This window comes from Sphingobium lactosutens DS20, assembly GCF_000445105.1.
Taxonomy (GTDB): Bacteria; Pseudomonadota; Alphaproteobacteria; order Sphingomonadales; family Sphingomonadaceae; genus Sphingobium; species Sphingobium lactosutens.
The window spans coordinates 197,909-222,684 of sequence record NZ_ATDP01000071.1 but is presented as its reverse complement, the minus strand read 5'-3'; the positions used below and the strand labels follow the sequence as shown (position 1 = coordinate 222,684).

The window sequence follows — 24,776 nt, the reverse complement described above, 5'->3', positions numbered from 1 at the left end:
ATGGGGGCGCCCGGATCGTTCGTGTCCGCGCGACGCCTGTTCCTGGCGGGGGCCTTGTGCCTGACGCTCTGGGTGCTTGGCACCTTTCTGTGGCATGTCACCTACCGGCAGGGGATCAGCCTGGCCGTCATCCTGCTGCTCGATCAGGATCTGCCCGCGCTGCTCGGCGCGCTGGCGCTGCTGGCGCTCGCCGCGCCCTGGGCGGAGGGGCGCGGTTTCAGCCTGCCGCCGCCCACCGCGCGCATTGTGATACCGCTGGTCGTTCTGCTTGGCCTTGCTGCCTGGACCGGCCATTATGCGCTGTTTCAGGATTATGCGATCAGCCGGGACGAAGAAGTCGCCCGCTTCGCCGCCGCCTATATGCGCGAAGGGCTGTTCGCCCGGCCTATCCCGATCGAATGGGAACCCTATCGCCGGGCGATCATGCCGGAATTTTTCTCGCCCTTCGGCGCGGCGGATTACTGGACCGCCGCTTATCTGCCGGTGAACAGCGCGATCCAGGCATTATTCTGGCAATTGGGCGATCCCAATCTGGCCGGGCCGGTGCTGCTCATGACCGGCCTTGTTGCGCTGTGGCGGGTGGCGCTGCGGCTGATGCCCGACCGGCCCGATGCGGTCTGGGTCGCGCTGATCCTGGGCTTTTCATCGAGCCAGCTGTGGGTCACGGCGATGACCCCCTATGCGATGACCGGGCATTTCGCGCTCAATCTCGTCTGGCTGGCGCTGGTGCTGCGCGGCGGGTGGCTCGGCCATGGCGCAGCGGGGCTGGTGGCGCTGATCGCGGCGGGGCTGCACCAATGGCATTTCCCGCCCTTGTTCATCGCGCCCTTCATCCTGTGGATGCTGCTGGCGCGCCGCTGGTGGGTGGCGGCTTACCATGCGCTGACGCTGGTGACGATCGTCGTCGTCTGGGCCAAGCTGTGGCCGGGTTTCCTGCTGCACGCGCTGGGCGCGCCGGCGGATGTGCGCCCCTCGGCCGGCGTGGCGGACAAGATTGGCAGCCTGTTCGAACGGCTGGGCGATCGCTGGCAGCCGCTGGTCAACCTCACCCGCTATATCGCCTGGAACAACATATTGATGGTGCCGCTCGCCGCGCTGGGCGTCGCCGCGATGCGCTGGCGCGCGCTGCTCGCCGGGCGGGAAATCGCGCTGCCGCTGGCGCTGGGCTGCGTGGCGGGGTGTGGGCTGGCGTTGGCGCAAGGCTATGGCTGGGGCTTTCGCTACGCCCATGGCTTCATCGGCCCCTTCTGCCTGCTCGCCGGGCTGGGCTGGGCGCGTTTCCGCCCGCGGGACGCCATGCGGCCGGTGCTGATCGGGCTGCTCATCACCATCCTGTCGAGCGGCTATCTTGTCTGGCGCACCTATGAATTCGTCGCGCCCTATGCCGCCAGCCACCGGCTGATCGATTCCAGCGAAGCCGACGTCGTGCTGGTCGACCCGCGCGGCGGCCTCTATGTCACCGACCTGGTGCGCGGGCGCAACGGCGTGCCGGGGCGGCCGATGGTCATGAACCTTGGCATGCTGACGATCGAGCAGGTCGACGAACTCTGCCGCAACTACGTGGTGCAATTGTTCGAGCGCGCCGACTTCCGGCCGCTGGGCGTGCCGCTGGCCCGCTGGAACCTCGACCGCATGGACATGCTGCGCGCGCATATGAAGGGTGCGGGCTGCGACAAGCCGGTGCAGCCGCCGCTGCCCCAGACAATGGAGGAGGCGTTCAACGCCGCCGACAATGCGATGTAGCGAAGGGAGGGAAGGGGCGTTACTGCCCCTTCACATAGACGCGCTTGCCGCCGATCCAGGTTTCGAGCACCTGCGTCGTGCGAATGTCGGCCGGCTGCGCCGTCGAAATATCGCGGTCGATCAGCAGGAAGTCGGCGCGCTGGCCCGGCACCAGGCTGCCGAATTTCTTTTCCGCAAAGCCCGCATAGGCCGCCTGCCGTGTAAAGCCGTCGAGCGCCGCCTGAAAGCTCACGCGCTGCTGCGGCATCCATCCGCCGACCGGCTGGCCCTTTGCATCCTCCCGCGACATGGCGACCGCGATGCCGGGGAAGGGGTTGGGGCTTTCCACCGGCACGTCGGATCCGAAGGCGAGCGGCACGCGATTGTCGAGCATCGTCTTCCACGCATAGGCGCCCGCCAGCCGTGCCTCGCCCAGCCGTGCGGTGGCCATGCGCCAGTCCGACGCCTCATGCACCGGCTGCATCGAGGCAATCACGCCCAGCGGGCCGAAGCGCGGCAGGTCGGCCGGATCGATGATCTGCGCATGTTCGATCCGCCAACGCCGGTCGCCCTTGTAGGTTTCGGCCAGTTCCTGGATCGCGTCCAGCGCCTCACCATTGGCGGCATCGCCAATGGCGTGCATCGCGACCTGGAAATTGTCCATCGCTGCCCGGCTCATGATATTGCGCAATTGCGTGTCGGGGATCATGCGCAGCCCGCGCTGGCCCGGCGCATCGGCATAGTCGGCCTTCAGCCACGCCCCGCGCGATCCCAGCGCGCCGTCCAGCAACAGCTTGATCCCGCCCATGCGCAGATGGTCGTCATACAGCCACGGCGTCGGTTCCGGCCCGGCGATCAGCACCATATTTTCCAGACCCATGGCGTAGGACATGATCCGCACGCGCAGCGCCCCGCGATCCGCCGAACGGCGAAACGCCTGCCAATCCTCGATGCTGGTGCCCATGTCGGCAATGCCGGTGATGCCCATCGACAGCAGGGCGCGCTGCGCCTTTTCCAGCGCCAGGTCGCGGTCCTTGGGCGCGGGCGGGGGCACGACCTTCTGCATCAGGTCCATCGCCCGGTCGACGAACACGCCCGCAGGCTTGCCGCCCGCCATTTCAATCCGCCCGCCCGCCGGCGCCTTGGTTGCGCCCGTGATCCCGGCCGCGCGGATGGCGGCGCTGTTGGCCCAGCCGGCATGGCCGTCCACCCGTTCCAGCCACACCGGAATATCGCTGACCGCCGCGTCAAGGTCTGCGGCAGTGGGAAACCGTCCCAGGCCCCATTGTTCCTGGTTCCAGCCCATGCCGATGATCCATTTGCGGCCCGGATTGGCAGCGACATAGGCGCGGATCTTGTCCTGCGCCTGCGCCAGCGATGTCGTGTCCGACAGGTCGAGCGTGATGAGCGAGAGGCCATAGCCCATCACATGGCCATGCGCGTCAATGAGGCCAGGGATCAGCGTCTTGCCGCCCGCGTCCAGCTTGAACGCCAGCCCCTTGGGCGGTTCGGGCCATGGCTCACCCTTCTTGCGTTTCTTGGGCCGCTTATAGTCCGGTTCCTTGTATCGGCCCTCGATCAGCTTTTCGACCTTGCCGTCATCGTCGATCATCAGCGCGCCGAAGCGCACGATCCTGCCATTGGCGTCCAGCGCGATGCCGTTCACATTGTCGATGACGCCCGCCGCCAGAACCGGCGCCGGACACAGGGCGAGCGCGATCGCGGCGCTCGAAACGAAAATCTTCATGCTCGGGTCAGTCTCCGCACCAATGCGCTGGTATCCTGCCGATGGCCGCCCATGGCCTGCACATCGGCGTAAAACTGGTCGATCATCGCCGTCACCGGCAACGTCGCGCCATTGGCGCGCGCTTCGTCGAGCGCGAGGCCGAGGTCCTTGCGCATCCAGTCGACGGCAAAGCCGAAGTCGAATTCGTCGCGCGCCATCGTCCCCCAATATCGGTCCATCTGCCAGCTTTGCGCCGCGCCGCCCGAAATCGCTTCGAACACCGCGTCCAGATCCAGTTCCGCCGCCTGCGCGAACCGCAACGCTTCGGACAGGCCCTGGATAACGCCGGCGATGCAGATCTGGTTCACCATCTTGGCGGTCTGGCCCGCGCCGGCGCCGCCGACATGGACGATGCGCGTGGCATAGGCCTGCATCACGATCTTCGCCGCCGCGACCGCCGGTTCACTGCCCCCGCACATGATGGCCAGCTTTCCGTCCTGCGCGCCCGAATGGCCGCCCGTGACGGGCGCGTCGACGCTGTGGATGCCCCGGCTTTCGCCCTCCACGAACAATTGCCGGGCGATGCGCGCGGACACGGTCGTATGGTCGATGAACAGGCCGCCGGGCTGCATGGATCGAAACGCGCCTTCGCGGCCCAGAGCCACCTGCGCCAGATCATCGTCGGTGCCCACGCAGCTGATGACGATGTCCGCACCCTCCGCCGCCTTGGCCGGGCTGATAGCGACCGCGCCGCCATAGGCTTCGGCCCAGCTTTTCGCCTTGCCGATGGATCGGTTGTAGACGGTCAGCTCATGCCCGGCCTTCGCCAGATGTCCTGCCATCGGAGCCCCCATGGTCCCCAGGCCGATAAACGCGATCCTAGCCATCCCGCCTCGTATCTTTGCGTGCTTGAACGTTCGCCATAGGGCCAGTGCCGGGACAGTTCCAGTTTCTTCGCAGCTGTTTTTCGTCTAGGGGGCGGGTATGAATACGCTCGCGAAGATCGAAAGCGCCCTGCCGCTGCCCGTCACCGTCGATGACATATTGGCCGCCCGCACCCGCATTGCCGGGGCGATCGTCAAGACGCCGACGCTGATCAGCCAGACGCTGTCCGACATGCTGGGCTGCAAAGTCTATCTGAAGTTCGAAAACCTTCAATTCACCGCCGCCTACAAGGAACGCGGCGCGCTCAACCGGCTGCTGCAACTGGACGACGCGTCGAAGGCGAAGGGCGTCATCGCCGCGTCGGCCGGCAATCATGCGCAGGGCCTGGCCTATCATGGCAAGCGGCTGGGCGTGCCCGTCACCATCGTGATGCCCACGACCACCCCGATCATCAAGGTGACGCAGACGCGCAGCCACGGCGCGACCGTGGTGCAATTTGGCGAGAAATTCGACGATGCCTATGCCCATGCCCGCGAACTGGAAGCGCAGCAGGGGCTGACCTTCGTCCATCCCTTCGATGAGCCCGACATCATCGCCGGGCAGGGCACGGTCGCGCTCGAAATGCTGGAGGACGCGCCGGAAATCGACACGCTGGTCATCCCGATCGGCGGCGGCGGCCTGTTTTCGGGCATGGGCACGGCGGCGCGCGCGATGAAGCCGGACATTCGCCTGATCGGCGTGCAGGCCGAACTCTATCCGTCCATGTACGGTTTCATGAAAAGCACGGACCTCGCCTGCGACGGCGACACGCTGGCCGAGGGCATTGCCGTCAAGCAGCCCGGTTCGGTCACGCGCCGCTTCGTCGAACGGCTGGCCGACGACATTTTGCTGGTGAACGAGCGGCGGCTGGAAGAATCGCTCAGCCTGCTGCTCCAGATCGAAAAGACGGTGGTGGAAGGGGCTGGCGCGGCGGGCCTTGCCGCCTTGCTGACGCATCGCGATCAATTTGCCGGGCGCAGGGTCGGGCTGGTGCTGACCGGCGGCAATATCGACACGCGCCTGCTCGCCAATGTGCTGCTGCGCGACCTCGCCCGCTCGGGCCGGCTGGCGCGGCTGCGCATCATATTGCAGGATCGGCCGGGCGCGCTGTTCAACGTCGCGCGCATCTTCGACCAGGAGGCGGTCAACATCCTCGAACTGTCGCACCAGCGCATTTTCACCAACCTGCCGGCCAAGGGCCTCAGCCTCGACGTCGAATGCGAAACGCGCGACCGCGACCATCTCCAGAACCTGCTGGGCGCGCTGCGCGCCGCCGGCTATGAGGTCGCGCCGATCGAGGTTGCATAATGGGACGATCGGCCCCCATTTTTTGATAGTAAACGTGCTTTTCTTGCGCGCGCGGGATCGGCATAACGAGGGCATGACGCAAGGGATTGACAGCATGGGACCGGGGGGAGCCGCGTGACCGCGCCGTTTCGCTTCCCGCGCTTCTTCGTCACCAATCCCAGCCCGTGCCCCTATCTGCCGGGCAAGAGCGAGCGCAAGGTCTTCACCGAGCTCTCCGGCGACAATGCGGCGGAACTCAACGACGCGCTCGGCCGCATCGGCTTTCGCCGCAGCCAGAATGTCGCCTATCGGCCCAGCTGCGTCGATTGCACCGCCTGCGTGTCGGTGCGCGTCGTCACGCAGGAATTCCGGCCCAACGCGACCCAGCGCAAATTGCTGCGCCGGAATGAGGATCTGGTGGTCAGCGCGTGCAAGCCCTGGTCGACGGAAGAGCAGTTCGCGCTGCTTCAACGCTATCTCAACGCGCGTCATCCCGGCGGCGGTATGACCGAAATGGACGAAATGGACTTTGCCGACATGGTCGAACAGACCCCGGTCGACAGCCATGTCGTCGAATATCGCGAGCCGGGCCGCAACGGTCGGCCAGGCAAGCTGGTCGGCGCTTGCCTCACCGACCGGCAGGGCGACGGCCTTTCGATGATCTACAGTTTCTTCGATACCCAGTCGCCGGATCGTCCGGGCCTGGGCAACTATATCATCATGGACCATATCCTGCGCGCCGCCGCCGCCGACCTGCCTTATGTCTATCTGGGCTATTGGGTGAAGGGCGCGGCGCGGATGCAATATAAGGTGCGGTATCAGCCGCTCGAAAAGCTGAGCCGCGACGGCTGGAAACGCTTTGACCCGACCGAAGCCGACACGGCCTCCGCTTTCGCCGGAGCCGATCGCGCGCCGCTGACGGCGGACCTGGCGACAATCCTGCGCAAATAGGCGGCCTGCCCGGACCAGGGTTTCGGGCAGGATAGACATAGGCAAAATCTTTAACCTTTTCCTCTAAATCCCTGGCAGAGGCAGAAATTTGCTTGGAGGGAGAAGGCGGTGGACCGGTTCGTTGACCGCCGGTTTTTGCAAGGGCTGGGCCTGGCTGGGCAGGACCATGCCAGCACGGATATGTCGCCCTTGGTCGGCGGCATGCTGCCCTCCGCTCTGTTCGATACCCTCTCGCCGCTGGTAGTACGATGGGTGGCGGATCGGCGGGGACGCCTGATCGGATGGTGGCCCGTTTCGGGGCCGTCCGTAAGCCCTCTCGTCGATCCCGTTGGTGTCGGCTGGCGCTCTTTGCTGGATGCTGCGGACCGCCGCGCGCTGGCGGCCGCTGGCGCACAAAGCCAGCCGCAACCCCTGATGATGACCATCGCGCTTGCGCCCGATGTCCGCCATTGGTGCCGCGTGCAGATGCGCCGTCACGTCCTGGCAGACGGCGACTGGTGCTATTTCGGCACGGTGGAGGATGCGCAGCCCTATCAGGAGCTGCTGTCCGCCGCAGTTACTGAAAGCCGGGATCATTATCGCTGGTCGGTCGCGCTCAGCCCGCAGGTGCCCTGGACCGCGGCGCCGGACGGCGCGATCGAGGAAGTCGGGCCGCGCCTGGCGGAAATGACCGGCCTGTCGGACGACGAAGTGCGCGGCTTTGGCTGGATCAAGATGCTGCATCCTGACGACGCGCCGCATGTGCGGGCCGTGTGGGATCGCCATCTGGCAAGCGGCGAGCCGGTCGATGTCGACTATCGCGTGCGGTTGCGGTCGGGCGACTATCGTTGGATGCGCGCCTGTGCGGCCGCGCGCCGGGATGCCGATGGCCGGATCATCCGCTGGTATGGATCGCTGGAGGATGTGCATGAGCGCCACATGGCCGAGCGCAACCTTGCTGAAAGCGAGGAGCGGTTCCGGCTGGCGATCCAGTCCGCCGGGCTTGGCATATGGGATTTTGACAGCCGGACGGGGCAGCGTAGCTGGTCGCCGGAATTGCGGGCCATGCTGGGTGTTTCTCCCCACGCCGAACCTACCGCCGAATTGATCCTGTCACTTGTCCATCCTGATGACCGCTCGCACTTGCGGGGGCTTATGTCGGCGGTTGTTTCGGGGACGATGCCGTCGCATTTTGAAGGGTTGCTGCGCATCCGCCGGATGACGGACGGTGCATTTCGCAAACTGAAGAGCACGGGTTGGTTGACGCGCTGCGAAACCGACCGGTCGACACGTATCGTCGTCACGTTTCTGGACGTTACGGAACAATATGACAGCGAACGGCGGATTCGCTGGGCCGCATCGCATGACGCCATGACACGCCTGCCAAACCGGACCTTGTGGCAGCAAAAGCTTGAGGAGATGGCGCAAGCCGCACGCAGGTCCGGGGAGAGCTTCGCGCTGCTTCTGCTCGATATCGACGACCTCAAGCGCACCAATGACTCGCTGGGCCATGACGCCGGCGACGCGCTGCTCTGTGCGTTTGCCGAGCGGTTGCAGGCGGCCGCGCCACCCGATGCCGTTATCGGCCGCCTGGGGGGCGATGAATTCGGCCTGTTGTCCAGCGCCCTGGGCGACGCCGCGCGGGTCGAAGCATGGGGCAAGGCGCTAATCGAAACCCTGCGCCGACCGCATATGCATGAAGGGCGTTCGCTCGATTGCGGCGTCAGCATGGGTGCGGCGCTGTTCGGGGGCGACGCCGGCAGCGAAGGCGATGAACTGTTCAAGGCCGCGGATCTGGCGCTTTATGCGTCCAAGGCGGCCGGTCGCGGACGGCTGACGCTGTTCCATTCCACGTTGCGCGCCGAAGCCCAGCAACGCAGTTCCATGATCCACATGGCGCGCCAGGTTATCCACGATGACCTGATCATGCCTTATTACCAGCCGAAGGTCGATCTGCGCACCCGCATGATCACGGGCTATGAAGCCTTGTTGCGCTGGCGGCATCCGCGCCTGGGGGTGCAATCGCCCGGGTCCATCGCCGCCGCCTTCGACCATGGGGAAATCGCGGTCGGGCTGACCCAGACCATGCTGGACAAGCTGCTGCACGATATGGTCCGCTGGCTGGATGCCGGGCTTGATCCCGGCAGCGTCGCCTTCAACGCGTCGGCGGCGGACTTCACCCATGCGGGCTTTGCAGATTCGGTGCTGGAGCGCCTCGCCCAGGCGCATATCCCCACGCGCCATCTGGAAATAGAGGTCACGGAAACCGTGTTCCTGGGCCGGGGCGCGGATCAGGTTGCCAGCGCCCTGCGCTGTTTCGCGAAGGAAGGGGTGCGGGTCGCGCTGGACGATTTCGGCACTGGCTATGCCTCGCTCAGCCACCTGAAACATTATCCGGTCGACGTGCTCAAGATCGACCGCAGTTTCGTCAGCAACATGGATAATGATGTGGGCGATGCGGCCATTGTCGACGCGATCGTGAAACTGGGCGACAGTTTCGGCATGGAAGTCGTGGCGGAGGGCGTCGAAACAGAGGGGCAGGCCCAGTTGCTGCTGGCCCATGGCTGCCCGATCGGCCAGGGATTTCATCTGGGCCGGCCGCAGCCATTCGACGTCGTCACCGCAAAGATGCGCTGACGCCTTTTCCCGTCAACCGCCGGTGTCGACCGGGGCCGGTCCGAACCGGTCGATCGCCTGAAACAGCTGGGTCAGCGCCTCGCGTTCCTCCGCCTCGATTTCGGGCCGCCATATCTCGAACAGCAGCACGACCCGCGTGCCGGTGCTGCGGTTCCACGCTTCATGCTCGACGCTGTCGTCGAACAGCAGCATTTCCCCCTTGCGCCAGGCGCGCGTTTCCGCACCCACCCGCAGCGCGCAGCGCGCAGCGCGCAGCGCGCAGTTGTCAGGCGTCAGCAATGGCAGGTGGCAGATGAGGCGGGTGTTGAGCAGGCCGTGGTGCGGCTGGATATGCGTGCCGGGTTTCAGCAGCGACCATAGCGCCATGGGCGACCGGCCAGCGATGACGGGAACGGGCGCCAGCGCGAGGGCGGCCATTACCGAGGGGCACCGGTCCGCATTGGCCGCGACCTGCTCGCCATTTTGACAGAAATAGAGCGCGCCCCAGCGATCATCGTCGCGCAAGGGGTTGTTGGGCGCTGGGCGCAGCGGCGACGTCTGGACATAGGGCGCGAAGGCGGCGTCCTCCTGCGCGCGGACCTGCTCCAGTTCCGCGACGATGGCATCCGTCATCGCCTCCATCGGGGCGACCCAGTCGAACTCCGACCGCTCATAGAAAGCGCGCTGCGGCAGTCCGGGGAAATAGAACATGCTGGGCTGTTGCAGGAACAGGCTCTGCTTGCCCAGCAGCAGGTCGGTTGCCAGCTGAATGCGGGGCAGGGGCGGCAGTCCGCTAATCGCCTCCATCAGATGGTCCTCGAACGTCCGGCTCGACCACGCCACATAATCCTGCGCTTTCTGCAACAAGGGCTGGAGCTGCGGCGGCGCGCCTGCGGCCGCGGCTTGGGCCAGCGCGGACCGATACCAGCCGGTTGCGCCGCGCGCGTCGCCCCGGCGATCGGCATTCTGGGCCATGGCCAGCATCGCGGGCAGATTGCGGATGTCCTGATCCAGAATGCGTTGCAGCGCCGCCGCCTCGCCATCCAGGTCGCCGCTCCGATTGCAGGCCTGCGCCAGCAGCATAGGCGGGGGGTGCTGCATCTGGCGCAACGATGCTACCGCTCCGCGCGCATCGCCTTGCCGCAGCGCCGCGGCAGCGGCGTCCGCCAGCGCCCGTTCCCGTTCCCCGCCTGTGGTCGCGTCCGTCATCGCGCCTGTCTAGACGGGGTGGGGAGCCTGCGAAAGCGGCTTTATTCCGCCGGCGCTGCGATCATGGGAGGCGTGCGGTGCTGGATCGTTATCGCGATGAGAAACACCGCCAGCCCGCCCAGCGCCAGGCCGCTGCCGATCCAGCCGGTCGACACCAGCCCGTGGCCCGCCGCGATCGACAGGCCGCCCAGCCAGGGACCGATCGCATTGGCGACGTTAAAGGCGCTGTGGTGCAGCGCCGCTGCCAGCGTCTGCGCATCGCCCGCCACGTCCATCAGCCGCGCCTGCAACGGCGTGCCAAGGCCCCCGCCCAGGCCGATCATGAAGATGACAAGACCCAGCGTCCAGACATTGCCCGCCATCAGCGGGAACAGCGCCAGCGACGCCGCGCTCCACAGCATGATGCCGATGACGGTCCGGTTGAGCGCGCGATCGGCCAGCCAGGCCGACGCCAGATTGCCCAATGTCATCCCCACGCCAAAGATGGCGAGCACCAGCGGTACATAGGCTTCCGACACATGCGTCACTTCGATCATGGTCGATGCGACATAGGTGTAGACCGCAAACAGCCCGCCAAAGCCGATCGCGCCGGTCAGCAGCGTCAGCCACACTTGCGGGCGTTGCAACGCGGTCAGCTCGCGCATCGGGCTGGCCTTGGGGTCGCCCTTGTCGCGCGGGGCGTGGATGGCCACCAGCGTCACGGTGGCGATTGCCAGCACCGCCACGACGCCAAAGCCCCAGCGCCAGCCAAGCGCCTGACCCATCCAATTCGCCACCGGCACGCCGATGATCGTAGCCACCGTCAGACCCGCGAACATGCGCGCAATCGCCTGCGCCCGCTTTTCGATCGGCACCAGGCTCGCGGCCACCAGCGCGGCGACGCCGAAATAGGCCCCGTGCGGCACACCCGACAGGAAGCGGAACAGCAGCATCCAATGGTAGCTGGGCGACAGCGCCGACAAGCCATTGGCCAGCGCGAACATCGCCATCAGGCCGATCAGCAGCGTGCGGCGCGGCAGACGCGCGCCAAAGGCCGCGATCACCGGCGCGCCCGCGACTACGCCCAGCGCATAGGCGCTGATCGCATGGCCCGCAGTCGGCGCATCGATGCCCAGGTCGCGCGCGAAGAAGGGCAGAAGGCTCATCGCCGCGAACTCGGTCGTGCCGATGGCAAAGGCGCCGACCGACAGCGCGAACAGGACGAGCGCGGGGCGCGCTTGATGAATTTGGGCGCTCATGGGAGGCTCCATGTTGCAGTGCAATATACAGAAGCGTCGCAGATGGGCGTGATGACAGCGCGGGTCAATGCCGCATTCGTATGACTTTCTTGCACTCGCCGGCGCAAAAGACGCAACCGCGCGACGATCAGGGGCATGGCGTGATCGGTTGTATCGGCTATAGCGCCCGCCAGATGACCAGCAAACAGGCACAGGGCGCGCATGATGCGCTGATCGGCACCGGTGCGGTGATGCTGTCGCTCGTGTCGATGAATTTGGGCGCTGCCTTTGCCAAGACGCTGTTTCCGCTGGTCGGCGCGCCGGGCGTCGCCGGGCTGCGGATCGTTCTGGCGGCGCTTTTGCTCCTGTCCTTTCGCCGACCCTGGCGGCGGGCGGTGCCGCGCGGCCTGCGCTGGCCGCTGCTCGCCTATGGCGCGACGCTCGCGCTCATGAACCTGTCCATCTATCAGGCATTCGCGCGCATCCCGCTCGGCACCGCCATCGCCATCGAGGTGACGGGGCCGCTCGCCATCGTGCTGTTCGGATCGCGCCGTCCACGCGACTTCGTGTGGCTGGCCGCTGCGGTGGCGGGCCTGCTGATCCTGCTCCCCATTCGCGCCGACGCACGGCTTGATCCCATAGGCGTCGCCTTCGCCTGTGGCGCCGCCTTGTGCTGGGCGCTCTACATATTGGCCGGCAAGCGCGTGTCCGCCGGGATCGGCGGCGACGCCGTCGCCTGGGGGATGCTGGTCGCGGCGTTCATCATCAGTCCGGTCGCGGCGGGCGCGCTCGATAGCGCGGTCCATTCGCCGCATCTCCTGCTTGTCGCGCTCGCGGTCGCCTTCCTGTCCAGCGCCTTTCCCTATACGCTGGAAATGGACGCGATGCGGCGGCTGTCCGCGCCGGCCTTCGGGCTGCTACTCAGTTCGGCGCCCGCGATCGGCGCGCTGGCGGGCTTTGTGGTGCTGGGCGAGCGGCTGACGCCGATCCAGTGGATCGCGATGCTCAGCATCATGGTCGCCTCTGCCGGCAGCGCGCTCACCGCCGCGCCGAGGCCAAGGATCGAAACGACGCCGCTTTAAGCGCCGACCTTTGCCTTGCCGACATTGAGCATCTTGCCATTGGTGATGACGGCGATGTCGCCAATCCTGGTGACGCCAAAGAGTTTCTTGGCAAAAGGCGTTGGCACGCCGATGCAGCCATGGGTCCCCCGCCCATATTCGACATCGCTGCCGTGGATGAAGACGCCATCGCTCGTCAGCCGCTGCGCATAGGGCATGGGCGCGTCATACAGGTTGGACACATGGTCTGCGTCCTTCTGCGTGATCGGGAAGGCGCCCAGCGGACTGGGCTTGTCCGTCGCGCCATAGAGGATGACCGCCGCGCCGATTTCATAGCCGTCGCGGAACACCGACAGCGTCTCGGCCTTGAGGTCGATGGTGATGATGACCGGCCCGGTCGCGGGTGCGCCCTTTTCGTCCCAGACATAATCGCCATGGCGAAACGGCCCGTCGATGGCTAGTACGCGCTTTACCGTCAGCGCGCGCGGGTCGATCTCCATCGGCTGGTCGCTGCGGCGCTCGATGGGTTGGGCGGACGGGGTGGGGACCGCGGCCTCCGCGGCGGGAGAGGCCGCCTGCGCCGCGATCGGTTCAGCCTCGGGGGCTGCCGGTCGATCGAGCACATGCATCGCGCCCCACGCCGCCCCGCTCAGGCCCAGGACGATCACCAGCTTGGGACCGATGCTTTTCGCCATCGCGTTGAACCATGATGCCATCAGCAATCTCCTTTCGCCGCGCAGCCTAACAGGCAAAGGTTAAGTGAGGCCTTCCCGCACGACTTCGGCCGCCGCGATGGCCGTCAAATTGAGGATGCCGCGCGACGTGACGCCGGGCGTCAGCACGTGGATCGGCTTGGACAGGCCCATCAGCATGGGGCCGACCGTGGGCGAACTGGACGATGCCGACAGCGCCGTCAGCGTGATGTTGGCCGCGTCCAGATTGGGCATGACCAGCAGGTTCGCCGACCCTTCGAAGCGCGAATCGGGGATCAGCCGGTCGCGCAGCGCCTGGCTGAGCGCCGCGTCGGCATGCATTTCGCCATCGACCGCCAGTTCAGGCGCCATGTCGCGCACCTTCTTGTAGGCGCGGCGCATCTTGCGCGCGCTGTCGGTGTGCGATGACCCGAAATTGGAGTGGGACAGCAGGGCGACGCGCGGCTTGAGGCCAAAATGCGCGACCTCCGCGGCGGCCGCGACCGTCATTTCGGCGATCTGCTCGGTCGTCGGATCGGGCACCATATGCGTGTCGGTGATGAACAGCGCGCCCGCGTCCAGGATCAGACCCGACAGCGCATAGACCCGGCTGTGGCTCGGCAGCCGGTCGATGATGCGCAGCACATGCTCCACCTGGCCCCAATATTCTGATCGCCCGCCGACCAGCGCGGCGTCGACCCGCCCGGTGCGCAGCAGCATGGCGGCGGTGACGGTCGGACGGCGATAGACATGGCGCAATATCTCGTCCGCCGGCACGCCCTTGCGCGCGGCGACGGCGCGATAGGCCTCGACCAGTTCGCCCATGACCAGATGGTCGGTTTCCGGGTCGATCACCTCGACATCGCGGTCGAGGTCAAAGCTCAGCCCCAGTTCGGGCAGCTTCTGTTCCAGGATGCGGCGGCGGCCGATGATGGTCGGGCGCACGATCCCTTCGTCCAGCGCGTCGCGGATCGCGCGCAGCACGCGGTCATCCTCACCCTCGCCATAGGCAATGCGCGTGCCGCTGCCGCGCGCGGCTTCGAACACGGGCAGCATCAATTGCCCAGACCGGGTGTTCTGGTGGGTCAGGCTGCGCTTGTAATCGTCGAGGTTCAGCGTCTTCTTCGCAACACCGCTGTCCATCGCGGCCTTCGCCACGGCGACCGCGATCTCGCCGATCAGGCGCGGATCGAAGGGCGTGGGGATGATATAGTCTGCGCCGAACACCAGCTTGCGCCCGCCATAGGCCTGCGCGACGCTGTCATGCGCAGGCATGCGCGCCAGGGCGGCGATGGCGTCGGCGGCGGCGACCTTCATCGCCTCGTTGATCTGCGTCGCACCGACGTCCAGCGCGCCACGGAAGATATAGGGGAAGCACAGGACATTGTTGACCTGATTGGGATAGTCCGACCGGCCGGTCGCGATGATCGCGTCGGGCCGCACCTCGCGCGCGGCTTCGGGGCGGATTTCCGGCTCCGGGTTGGCGAGCGCGAAGATCAGCGGATTGGGCGCCATCAGCGGCAGCCATTCGGGCTTCAACACGCCGGGCGCCGACAGGCCCAGGAACAGGTTTGCCCCCGGTAAAACGTCGGGCAGGGTGCGGGCATTGGTGGCGCGGGCATAGCGCGCCATGTTGGGCAACATGCCCTCGCGGCCCGCATGGATGACCCCGTCCTTGTCGGTCATCGTGACATTTTCAATGGGCAGGCCCATCGACACCAGCAGGTCAACGCAGGCCAGCGCTGCCGCGCCCGCCCCAGACGTCACCAGCTTCGCATCGGCCAGCGTCTTCCCCTGCAGCACCAGCGCGTTGCGCACGGCGGCGGCGACCACGATGGCGGTGCCATGCTGGTCATCGTGAAAGACCGGAATGTTCATCCGTTCCTTCAGCCGCCGCTCGATCTCGAAACATTCGGGCGCCTTGATATCTTCCAGGTTGATGCCGCCGAATGTCGGCTCCAGCAGGGCGACCGCCTCGACAAACTGGTCGGGATCGGTCGTGTCGACCTCGATGTCGAATACGTCGATGTCGGCGAACTTCTTGAAGAGCACGGCCTTGCCCTCCATCACCGGCTTGGACGCCAGCGCGCCGATCGACCCCAAGCCCAAAACGGCCGTGCCGTTCGATATGACCGCGACCAGATTGCCGCGCGCGGTATAGTCCAGCGCCTTGTCGGGATCGGCGGCGATCTCGACGCAGGGCGCGGCGACGCCGGGCGAATAGGCCAGCGCCAGGTCGCGCTGGTTGACCATGCGCTTGGTCGGTTCGATGCGAAGCTTGCCGGGTTGCGGATAGCGGTGATAGTCGAGCGCGGCGCGGCGGGTATTGTCGTCCATGCGCGCGGCCTTAGAGGCTTGGTTCCGCTAGGGCAATGGCCGAGCGTTCCCAAGGCGGCACGGGGCCATAGAGGCCGGTCAGAAAGTCGATGAAGGCGCTGATCGCGCGCGGCGGATGGCTTTGCGGCAGGTGTACCGCGAACAATGCGACATCGGCCGATCCGGCAAAGGCGGGCAGGACCGGTCGCAATTGCCCCGATGCCAGGGCGTCACTGACGTCCCAGAGCGATCGCAGCGCGATGCCGCCGCCCGCCAGCGTCAATTCGCGCACCAGTTCGCTGCTGTTGGTGCGCACATGGCTCTGCCCGTCGATGCTGACAGGTCCCTTGGGGCCCATCAGCCGCCAGGGCATCTGCCCGTCGGCGGCGAGCAATCGGTGCGTTTTGAGCGCCGCGATCGTGTCCGGCACGCCATGGCGATCGAGATAGCCCGGCGCGGCGCACAGGATGCGGCGGTTGGTGGCGAGCCGCGTAGCCGACAGGCCACGCCCCGGATCGGCGGCGATGCGCAGCGCAAGGTCCGCCCGCGCGTCGATCAGGTCGACAAAGGCGTCCGACAGGTCGATGGTCAGCGCGACCTTCGGATAGGCGTCGAGGAAATCCTGGAGATAGGGCGCCAGATGCATGCGCCCGAAGGAGGTGGGCGCGGTCACGCGCAGCGGACCGCTGACGATCGCCGACTGCCCTGAAACCCGCCGTTCCGCCTCATCCAGCGCCGCCAATATGCCGCGCAGGTCGGCATGCAGCCGCTCGCCCGCCGGGGTCAGCGCCATGCGCCGCGTCGTGCGGTGGAGCAGCCTCGCGCCGAGCCTCTCCTCCAGCCGCGCCAGCCGTTTCGACACCATCGCCGGGGAAATATGCAGCCGCCGCCCGGCCGCGGCCAGCCCGCCTTCGTCGACGACGGTCACGAACAGGTCATGGTCGGGGTCCATCATATTATTTCACCGCAGGAATGACTATATTCGCATAATAGCGCCTACACGGCATAATGGCGATAGGCTACGGGTAGGGCGGCACATTGACGTTGGGAGAAGAGCCATGACCGACCGCATGATCGACAAGTCCGGCCTCATGGTCGCGCCGTCGCTCGCCGACTTCATCGAAACCCGCGCATTGCCCGGCACCGGGATCGACCCGCACGCCTTCTGGGCCGGGACAGCGGACATCCTCGCCCGCTTCGCGCCGGACAATGTCGCTCTGCTGCGCAAGCGCGATACATTGCAGGCGCAGATCGACAGCTGGCACGAACAGCGCCGGGGCCAGCCCCATGATGCGGACGCCTATCAGGCCTTTCTGCGCGACATCGGCTATCTTGTGCCGGAACCCGCGCCCTTCACGATCGGCAGCCAGAATGTCGATGACGAAGTCGCCCGCCTTGCCGGGCCGCAGCTGGTCGTGCCGATCCTCAACGCCCGCTTCCTGCTCAACGCGGCGAATGCGCGCTGGGGCAGCCTCTATGACGCGCTCTACGGGACCGACGCCATTGCGGGCGCGCCCGCAGGAAAAGGCTATGACGCCGCGCGCGGCGCGCAGGTCATCGCCTGGGCCAAGGCGTTTCTCGATGATGCCATCCCGCTCGCCGGCGGCCATTGGGCCGACCTGACCAGCGCCGACATCGTCCTGCGCGATCCCGCCCAGTTCATCGGCACCAGCGAAAAGGGCAAGCTGTTCCGTCATAACGGCCTGCATATCGAGGTCGTTTTCGACCGCGACCATCCGATCGGCGCGACCGACCCGGCCGGCATATCAGACGTCACCCTCGAATCCGCGCTGACCGCGATTTGCGATCTGGAAGATTCCGTCGCCGCCGTCGACGCGCAGGACAAGGTCGCCGCCTATGCCAACTGGCTGGGCCTGATGCGCGGCGACCTCACCGACACGTTCGAGAAGGGCGGCGCGATGATGACCCGCGCGCTCAACCCCGACCGCACCTACTCCGCGCCGGACGGCAGCAGCTTCACGCTGCCGGGTCGCAGCCTGCTGTTCGTCCGCAATGTCGGCCATCTGATGACGACGCCCGCCGTCCGCCTGCCCAATGGCGACGACGCCCCCGAAGGCATTATCGACGGCATCGTCACCAGCCTGATCGCGCTGCATGACCTCAACGGCCACGCCAATAGCGATCGGGCCAACAGCCGCGCCGGCAGCGTCTATATCGTCAAGCCCAAGATGCACGGGCCGGACGAGGCGAGCTTCACGAACAGCCTGTTCGACGCGATCGAGGATATGCTCGGCATGACCCGCCACACGGTCAAGGTCGGCGTCATGGACGAGGAACGCCGAACATCGGCCAATCTGGTCGCCTGCATCCATGCGGTGAAAGACCGGATCGTCTTCATCAACACCGGCTTCCTCGATCGCACCGGCGATGAAATGCATACGTCGATGCAGGCCGGTCCCATGATCCGCAAGGGGGAGATGAAGTCGAGCGACTGGATCACCGCCTATGAGGACCGCAATGTCCAGATCGGCCTTGCCTGCGGCCTCAGCGGCCGGGCGCAGATCGGCAAGGGCATGTGGGCCGCGCCAGACCGCATGGCCGACATGCTGGATCAGAAGATCGGCCATCCGATGAGCGGCGCCAATACCGCCTGGGTGCCATCGCCCACCGCCGCGACGCTGCACGCCACCCATTATCACCGCGTCGACGTCTTCGCGCGTCAGGCGGAGCGCGCGCGCGAAGGCGTAACGCCTCTTGATACGCTGCTGACCATCCCCGTCGCCGTCGGCCGCAATTTTTCCGAGGATGAAATCGCGCAGGAACTGGACAATAATGCGCAGGGCATCCTTGGCTATGTCGTCCGCTGGGTCGATCAGGGGATCGGCTGTTCCAAGGTGCCCGATATTCACGACATCGGCCTGATGGAGGATCGGGCGACGCTGCGCATTTCCTCGCAGCATATGGCCAACTGGTTGCTGCACGGTATCTGCACGGCGGAGCAGATCGACGCCGCCTTCGCGCGCATGGCGGCCAAGGTCGACGCCCAAAATGCGGGCGATCCGCTCTATCAACCGATGCACGGTCGGGAAGGGGAGAGCCTGGCCTATCAGGCCGCCCGCGCACTGGTGTTCGAAGGGGTCGATCAGCCAAGCGGCTATACCGAACCGCTGCTCCACGCCTTCCGCGCGAAAAAGAAGGCGCAGCTGCTGGAAGACGCCTGAGAAAACTATCGTGAAGGGCAAGACATAGGCCCGACCTTGGCAACCATCCCCTGCTGCGTTAGCCACCATGTTCCGCAGCACGGGAAGGACCGTCATGACCATCATCGTCCATCATCTCAATAACAGCCGGTCGCAACGCATCCTCTGGCTGCTGGAGGAACTGGGCGAGCCCTATGAGGTGCGGCGCTATGAACGCGATGCAAAGACCATGCGCGCGCCCGCCTCGCTGCGCGCTGTTCACCCGCTCGGCCGGTCGCCGGTGGTGGAGGTCGATGGTCACCGCCTGATCGAAACCGGCGCGATTATGGACTATCTTGTCGCGCGATCGGGCCATCGTTTCGGCGCGCCGGCGGAGGCGGACAATGCGATCCGCTATCGCCAATATATGCATTATGCCGAAGGGTCGATGATGCCCCCGCTGCTGGCGCTGCTGGTGGTCGGGAAGCTCGGCCTGCTCGGCCGCCCCGCCAGGCCCACCGTGCAGAAAATGCTCGACGATCATCTCGACTGGCTGGAAACCGAACTGGCGAGCCGCCCTTATTTCGCTGGTGACGCCTTCACCGCCGCCGACATGATGATGAGCTTTCCGCTGGAAGCATCCCGCGCGCGCGGCGGCCTTGATGATAGCCGTCCGCATCTCATTCGCTGGTTGAAGGAGATGCACGATCGCCCCGCCTATCAGGCGGCTTTGGCGGCGGGCGGCCCCTATGCCTACGCCTGATCGCCGCGCTGTCCTGCGCCTTGCAGCTGTCGGCATCGGTGTCGGCTTGGTCAGCCCGCGCCTGTTCGCGCAGGAAAAAGCGGCAGAGGCGCTCGCGTCCCTGACTGGCGACATCACGCCGATCGGGAAGGCGGAGCGCGCCGATCGCCTTGCCCGTGCGCAGGCGCTGATGCAGCGGGACGGCATAGACGCGCTGCTGATCGAACCGGGCGCCAGCCTCATTTATTATAGCGGCATCCGCTGGCATCGCAGCGAGCGGCTTACCGCGCTGGTCATCCCCGCCAGCGGCGCGCCGCTCGTCGTCTGTCCCTTTTTCGAGAAACCCTCGATCGACGAATCGCTTTCCATCCCTGCCGAGGTTCGCGTCTGGCAGGAGCATGAAAGCCCCTATGCACCCATTGCCGACTTCCTCTCAGCGAAGGGATTGGCCAAGGGGCGCATCGGCATCGAGGAAAGCGTGCGCTATTTCGCGGTCGACGGGTTGAAGGCCGCCATGCCCGCCGCCACGCTGGTGAAGGACCCCGTCACCCGGGCGCTGCGCATGCGCAAGACCGCCGCCGAAATCGCCCTGATGCAAAAGGCGGCCGATGTCACCATGGCCGCCTATCGCTGGACCTACCCCCAGGTCCGGGCGGGCATGACGCCAGCTCATATCGGTGCGCTCATGACTGCGGCGACGAAGCAACTGGGCGGAAAGGTCGAATTCAACCTCGTCCTGCTGGGCGAGGCCGCGGCCTATCCTCATGGCTCGGGCAAGCCGCAGGCTGTGCGCACGGGCGAGGTGGTGTTGATGGACTGCGGCTGCACGGTCGAGGATTATCAATCCGATATCAGCCGCAGCTGGGTTCATGACGCCACTCCGACAGCCCAGCAGCGCAAGGTCTGGAAGGATGTGGCGCAGGGGCAGAAGATCGCTTTCGCCACGGCCCGGCTGGGCGCGCCCGCCGGTTCGGTCGATGACGCGGTGCGCGGCTGGTATGAGGCGCAGGGCTATGGCCCCGGCTATGCGCTGCCTGGCCTCTCCCATCGCACCGGCCACGGGATCGGCATGGAAGGCCATGAGCCGGTCAACCTCGTCCATGGCGAAACGACGAAGCTGGACGTCGGCATGTGCTTTTCCAACGAACCGGGCCTCTATCTCCCCGGCGTCATGGGCATCCGCATGGAGGATTGCTTCCACATGACCGAAAAGGAACCGGCATGGTTTTCCCACCCGCCCGCCTCGATAGAGAGGCCGATCGGGTAAGGCAGGCTGATACTCACTATCGCTTCGACGAGCATGCCCCGGGCGAGGGCATCAGGTGCCTTCCAGCATCTTAGCAAGCTTGGCTGTGAAGACGGCGGGATCGATTTCGAAATGCCGGACGCCCGTGATGCTGGGATCATAGCTCACCACACCATTTTCAGGCAGAATATAGCCGACGCGTTGCCGCCGGAAGTTGCCGATGCGCGATTGGCATTCGGCGAGGTAGTTCATCGCCATCACACGGCATCCGGCCGGCGAAAAGAGCGCGTTGTGCATCGCGCTGGAGAATTCCCCGACGATATGGCGCGCATCGGCGAACAGCGCGATTTGCTCCTGCAACGGCAAGCGCTCGGGACTGACGCTTTCGAAGCCATGGCTCGCGGCGATGTCGCGCAACTGGTCCGCATTAGCCAGGACGCGGTAGGATTCGACGCGGCGCTCCACGAAGATGCGGCGCTTCGGTCCGTCTTCGGACTTGTGGGGCGCGGCGAGTTGCTCCAGCTGATTTTGCACGACATCCGGATAGATATAGCGATTGCCCCAGCGGGGAATGAGTAGGCGCTGCACGATGATGCTGTCGTGCACGTCTATTGTTTCGATCGGAACATCGGGCAGCAACAGTGCGATCCACCGCAGGGCGTAGGACGGTGCATCGCTGGGGATCAGGATGGGGACGGTGGCCAAAGATGGATCCCGAAGGATCGCCTCCCGGATCAGGAGTAGGCGCGGCATCGCTTCCAACAGGAAATGGCCATAGATGACACAATTATAATTCCAGATGGACCAGGCGCTGCTGATCTGCCGCGTCCCGGCAGTCGCGCGCGCAAACTGTCCGACATAAGCCGGATCTGCATATTTCCGAACGACGTAACCCGGGAACAGCCCGATCTTAAATTCATGGTCCAGATCATCGAGGATCAGGGGGATGCAAGGGCCGATAAGTTCGACATTCTCGAACGCCCAGATGGTTGCCGGCGGCGTTTCGACGGCATAGGCATGGTTTTGCTGGATCAAGGGGGTCAACCCGTCATTCCACAGCATCGGGACGGCTGGTGTCTTCCTGACGCTCCGCCATTCCACGAAAACCTGTGCCGCCATTCCTAACTCCAAACCGTGCGCAAATTGAGGCCTTTACAGGCTGAGGCGCGAATGACAAGGTTGGTTAGGGATCACCTCCACCCCTGTGCACAGCGCGGGAGCCGACGAAAAGCGCCGCTTGTGCGGCGGACCGCTTGGCACTAAATCGCCCCCATGACCTCGACCAACGACATTCGCCGCTCCTTCCTCGATTATTTCGGGGGCAATGGGCACAGCATCGTTCCATCGGCGCCGCTGGTGCCGCACAATGATCCGACGTTGATGTTCGTCAACGCCGGGATGGTGCCGTTCAAGAATGTCTTTACCGGTCTAGAAAGCCGTCCCTATCAGACCGCGACGTCGAGCCAGAAATGCGTGCGCGCGGGCGGCAAGCATAATGACCTCGATAATGTCGGCTATACCGCGCGGCACCATACATTCTTCGAAATGCTGGGCAATTTCAGCTTCGGCGATTATTTCAAGGAACAGGCGATCACCCATGCCTGGACGTTGCTGACAAAGGAATGGGGTCTGCCCGCCGACAGGCTGACTGCGACCGTCTACCACACCGACGACGAAGCGTTCGACCTGTGGAAGAAGATCGCTGGCCTGCCCGAACACCGCATCATCCGTATCGCGACCAAGGATAATTTCTGGGCAATGGGCGACAGCGGCCCCTGCGGCCCCTGCTCGGAAATCTTCTACGACCATGGCGATCATATCTGGGGCGGCCCGCCCGGATCGCCGGAGGAGGATGGCGACCGTTTTGTCGAAATCTGGAACCTTGTCTTCATGCAATATGAGCAGGAGGCCAACGAGATTGTAGGCGAACTGCCCAAGCCCAGCATCGACACCGGCATGGGGCTGGAACGGGTCGCCGCGGTCATGCAGGGCGTCACCGACAATTACGACACAGACACGTTCAAGGCGCTGATTGCCGAAAGCGGCGCGCTGAGCCGCACCGCGACGGACGGCGAGCATAAGGCCAGCCATCGCGTCATCGCCGACCATCTGCGCTCGACGGGGTTCCTGATTGCCGACGGCGTGCTGCCGGCCAATGAGGGGCGCGGCTATGTCCTGCGTCGGATCATGCGCCGCGCCATGCGCCACGCGCACATCATCGGCGCGAGGGAGCCGCTGATGTATCGCCTCGTCTCCAGCCTCGTATCGGAAATGGGTGGAGCCTATCCCGAACTGGTCCGCGCCCAGCCGCTGATCGAGGAAACCCTGCTGCGCGAAGAAACACGCTTTCGCAAGACGCTGGAAAACGGCCTCAAATTGCTGGACGAGGCGACCGGCGACTTGGCGCAAGGCGGGACGCTTGCCGGTGAAACTGCCTTCAAGCTCTATGATACTTATGGCTTCCCCTATGACCTGACCGAAGACGCGCTGCGCTCGCGCGGCCTGACCGTCGACCGCGCCGGCTTCGACGCCGCCATGGCCGAGCAGAAGGCCGCCGCCCGGGCCGCCTGGAAGGGATCGGGCGAAAAGGCTTCGGACGAAATTTGGTTCGATATCGCGGAAAAGGCGGGCAATACCGAATTTATCGGGTACAGCACCACGCAGGGCGAGGGCGAGGTTCTGGCTATCGTCAAGGACGGTGTGAACTTCGACAGCGCGCGTGCCGGCGACACCGTCACGATCGTCACCAACCAGACGCCCTTCTATGGCGAAAGCGGCGGCCAGATGGGCGACGCGGGCCGGATCACGACGCAGGGCGGCTTTGTCGCGATGGTCGACGATACTGCCAAGCCGCTGGGCCGCGTCCATGCCCATCACGCGACGATCGAGGCGGGCAGCATCAAGGTCGGCGACACCGTACATCTGAGCGTCGATGTCGAAAGGCGGGACCGTATCCGCGCCAATCATAGCGCAACCCATCTGCTCCACGCCGCTTTACGCAAGGAACTGGGCGCGCATGTGACGCAGAAGGGCAGCTTGGTCGCAGCTGATCGCCTGCGCTTCGACTTCTCGCACCCCGAAGCACTGACCCAGGCGCAGATCGCCGCGATCGAGGCGGATGTGAACGCGCAGGTGCGCCATAATGAGGAGGTGACAACCCGCCTCATGACCCCTGACGATGCGGTCGCGGCGGGCGCCATGGCGCTGTTCGGCGAAAAATATGGGGACGAGGTTCGCGTCCTGTCGATGGGCCGGGGCGATGATGCGCATTATTCGGTCGAACTGTGCGGCGGCACCCATGTCCGCGCGACCGGTGACATCGCCCTGTTCAAGATCGTGTCGGAAAGCGCCGTGTCCTCGGGCGTGCGCCGCATCGAGGCGCTGACCGGGGAGGCCGCGCGCCTTTGGCTGGTCGAACGCGACGACAAGCTGCGCCAGACGGCCGCCGCGCTCAAGACCACGCCGGAAGATGTGCCGGCGCGAATCGCGGCGCTGGTCGAGCAGAGCCGCAAGCTGGAGCGCGAACTGGCCGAGGCAAAGAAGGCTCTGGCGCTGGGCGGCGGCAGCGCGGCGCAGGCGGCGGGACCGGAAAAGGTCGGCAGCATCGACTTTATGGGGCAGGTGATCGAAGGGCTCGACCCCAAGGAATTGCGCGGCATCGTCGATCAGAACAAGGCGACGCTGGGCAGCGGTGTGTCCGCCGTGCTCGCCGTGGTCGATGGCCGCGCCAGCATCGCCGTCGGCGTGACCGATGACCTGAAAGCCCAGATCAGCGCCGTGGACCTGGTCCGTGCTGGCGTCGAGGCGCTGGGGGGCAAGGGCGGCGGTGGCCGTCCCGACATGGCGCAGGGCGGCGGCCCGGATGGCGACAAGGCGGCGGCGGCGCTGGACGCGGTGAAGGCGGCGCTCGCCAGCGTACCGGCCTGAAGGAGCAGAAACCGGACGGAG

The 24,776-nt window shown here is 65.7% G+C and carries 17 protein-coding genes; 9 read left to right on the top strand and 8 right to left on the bottom strand.

What is annotated here, in order from left to right; all coding sequences use genetic code 11:
* Positions 1 to 1,743, top strand: a complete 1,743-nt coding sequence (locus tag RLDS_RS33810; RefSeq protein WP_021224864.1) for an MFS transporter — start codon at positions 1 to 3, stop codon at positions 1,741 to 1,743.
* Between the two features lie 19 nt (positions 1,744 to 1,762).
* On the opposite strand, the gene RLDS_RS33805 is transcribed toward RLDS_RS33810, so the two are convergent.
* The gene (locus tag RLDS_RS33805; protein WP_021224863.1) at positions 1,763 to 3,469 is read right to left on the bottom strand and encodes an amidohydrolase; all 1,707 of its coding nucleotides are present in this window, start codon (positions 3,467 to 3,469) and stop codon (positions 1,763 to 1,765) included.
* Positions 3,466 to 4,335 carry an NAD(P)-dependent oxidoreductase gene (locus RLDS_RS33800; protein WP_021224862.1) on the bottom strand — a complete coding sequence of 290 codons (870 nt, stop codon included), beginning with the start codon at positions 4,333 to 4,335 and terminating at the stop codon, positions 3,466 to 3,468. The genes RLDS_RS33805 and RLDS_RS33800 overlap by 4 nt, the downstream gene beginning before the upstream one ends.
* A gap of 97 nt (positions 4,336 to 4,432) precedes the next feature.
* Here RLDS_RS33800 and RLDS_RS33795 point away from each other — a divergent pair, with 97 nt between their 5' ends.
* From RLDS_RS33795 to RLDS_RS33785, 3 genes are all read left to right on the top strand, one after another.
* Positions 4,433 to 5,680 carry a threonine ammonia-lyase gene (locus RLDS_RS33795; protein ID WP_021224861.1) on the top strand — a complete coding sequence of 416 codons (1,248 nt, stop codon included), beginning with the start codon at positions 4,433 to 4,435 and terminating at the stop codon, positions 5,678 to 5,680.
* Between the two features lie 114 nt (positions 5,681 to 5,794).
* Positions 5,795 to 6,610: an arginyltransferase gene (locus RLDS_RS33790; RefSeq protein ID WP_021224860.1), complete on the top strand. Its 816-nt coding sequence runs from the start codon at positions 5,795 to 5,797 to the stop codon at positions 6,608 to 6,610.
* Between the two features lie 108 nt (positions 6,611 to 6,718).
* Positions 6,719 to 9,226 carry a putative bifunctional diguanylate cyclase/phosphodiesterase gene (locus tag RLDS_RS33785; protein WP_021224859.1) on the top strand — a complete coding sequence of 836 codons (2,508 nt, stop codon included), beginning with the start codon at positions 6,719 to 6,721 and terminating at the stop codon, positions 9,224 to 9,226.
* 12 nt (positions 9,227 to 9,238) lie between these two features.
* On the opposite strand, the gene RLDS_RS33780 is transcribed toward RLDS_RS33785, so the two are convergent.
* Positions 9,239 to 10,414 (bottom strand): aspartyl/asparaginyl beta-hydroxylase domain-containing protein, encoded by a 1,176-nt coding sequence (locus RLDS_RS33780; RefSeq protein ID WP_021224858.1) that lies wholly within the window; start codon positions 10,412 to 10,414, stop codon positions 9,239 to 9,241.
* A gap of 41 nt (positions 10,415 to 10,455) precedes the next feature.
* Positions 10,456 to 11,652 (bottom strand): MFS transporter, encoded by a 1,197-nt coding sequence (locus RLDS_RS33775; protein ID WP_021224857.1) that lies wholly within the window; start codon positions 11,650 to 11,652, stop codon positions 10,456 to 10,458.
* Between the two features lie 173 nt (positions 11,653 to 11,825).
* On the opposite strand from RLDS_RS33775, the gene RLDS_RS33770 reads away from it, so the two are divergent.
* The gene (locus RLDS_RS33770; protein ID WP_031297527.1) at positions 11,826 to 12,713 is read left to right on the top strand and encodes an EamA family transporter; all 888 of its coding nucleotides are present in this window, start codon (positions 11,826 to 11,828) and stop codon (positions 12,711 to 12,713) included.
* On the opposite strand, the gene RLDS_RS33765 is transcribed toward RLDS_RS33770, so the two are convergent.
* From RLDS_RS33765 to RLDS_RS33755, 3 genes are read right to left on the bottom strand one after another with little or no spacing between them, the layout of a single operon-like run.
* A complete protein-coding gene (locus tag RLDS_RS33765) occupies positions 12,710 to 13,408 on the bottom strand; it encodes a L,D-transpeptidase family protein (RefSeq protein WP_021224855.1) in 699 nt (232 codons plus the stop codon). The two genes, RLDS_RS33770 and RLDS_RS33765, sit on opposite strands and share 4 nt — an antisense overlap.
* A 39-nt stretch (positions 13,409 to 13,447) precedes the next feature.
* Complete coding sequence (locus RLDS_RS33760) at positions 13,448 to 15,721, bottom strand: NADP-dependent malic enzyme (RefSeq protein WP_021224854.1); 2,274 nt, start codon at positions 15,719 to 15,721, stop codon at positions 13,448 to 13,450.
* Positions 15,722 to 15,731: 10 nt separating this feature from the next.
* Positions 15,732 to 16,655, bottom strand: coding sequence for a LysR family transcriptional regulator (locus RLDS_RS33755; protein ID WP_031297525.1), 924 nt, complete (start codon positions 16,653 to 16,655; stop codon positions 15,732 to 15,734).
* Positions 16,656 to 16,758: 103 nt separating this feature from the next.
* Here RLDS_RS33755 and RLDS_RS33750 point away from each other — a divergent pair, with 103 nt between their 5' ends.
* The 3 genes from RLDS_RS33750 to RLDS_RS33740 all read left to right on the top strand — a co-directional run bounded on the left by RLDS_RS33750 (position 16,759) and on the right by RLDS_RS33740 (position 20,849).
* The gene (locus RLDS_RS33750) at positions 16,759 to 18,882 is read left to right on the top strand and encodes a malate synthase G (RefSeq protein ID WP_021224852.1); all 2,124 of its coding nucleotides are present in this window, start codon (positions 16,759 to 16,761) and stop codon (positions 18,880 to 18,882) included.
* A gap of 94 nt (positions 18,883 to 18,976) precedes the next feature.
* Positions 18,977 to 19,603, top strand: a complete 627-nt coding sequence (locus tag RLDS_RS33745; RefSeq protein ID WP_021224851.1) for a glutathione S-transferase family protein — start codon at positions 18,977 to 18,979, stop codon at positions 19,601 to 19,603.
* Complete coding sequence (locus RLDS_RS33740; RefSeq protein WP_021224850.1) at positions 19,590 to 20,849, top strand: M24 family metallopeptidase; 1,260 nt, start codon at positions 19,590 to 19,592, stop codon at positions 20,847 to 20,849. Before RLDS_RS33745 ends, RLDS_RS33740 begins: the two co-directional genes overlap by 14 nt.
* 51 nt (positions 20,850 to 20,900) lie before the next feature.
* Here the strand turns inward: RLDS_RS33740 and RLDS_RS33735 are convergent, their stop codons facing one another.
* Positions 20,901 to 21,947, bottom strand: a complete 1,047-nt coding sequence (locus RLDS_RS33735) for a glycosyltransferase family 61 protein (protein ID WP_021224849.1) — start codon at positions 21,945 to 21,947, stop codon at positions 20,901 to 20,903.
* A 153-nt stretch (positions 21,948 to 22,100) separates the two neighbouring features.
* Between RLDS_RS33735 and alaS the strand changes: the two genes are divergently transcribed.
* On the top strand, positions 22,101 to 24,755 hold the full coding sequence (alaS, locus tag RLDS_RS33730) for an alanine--tRNA ligase (RefSeq protein ID WP_021224848.1): 2,655 nt from the start codon (positions 22,101 to 22,103) through the stop codon (positions 24,753 to 24,755).
* The last annotated feature ends 21 nt before the right edge of the window (positions 24,756 to 24,776 follow it).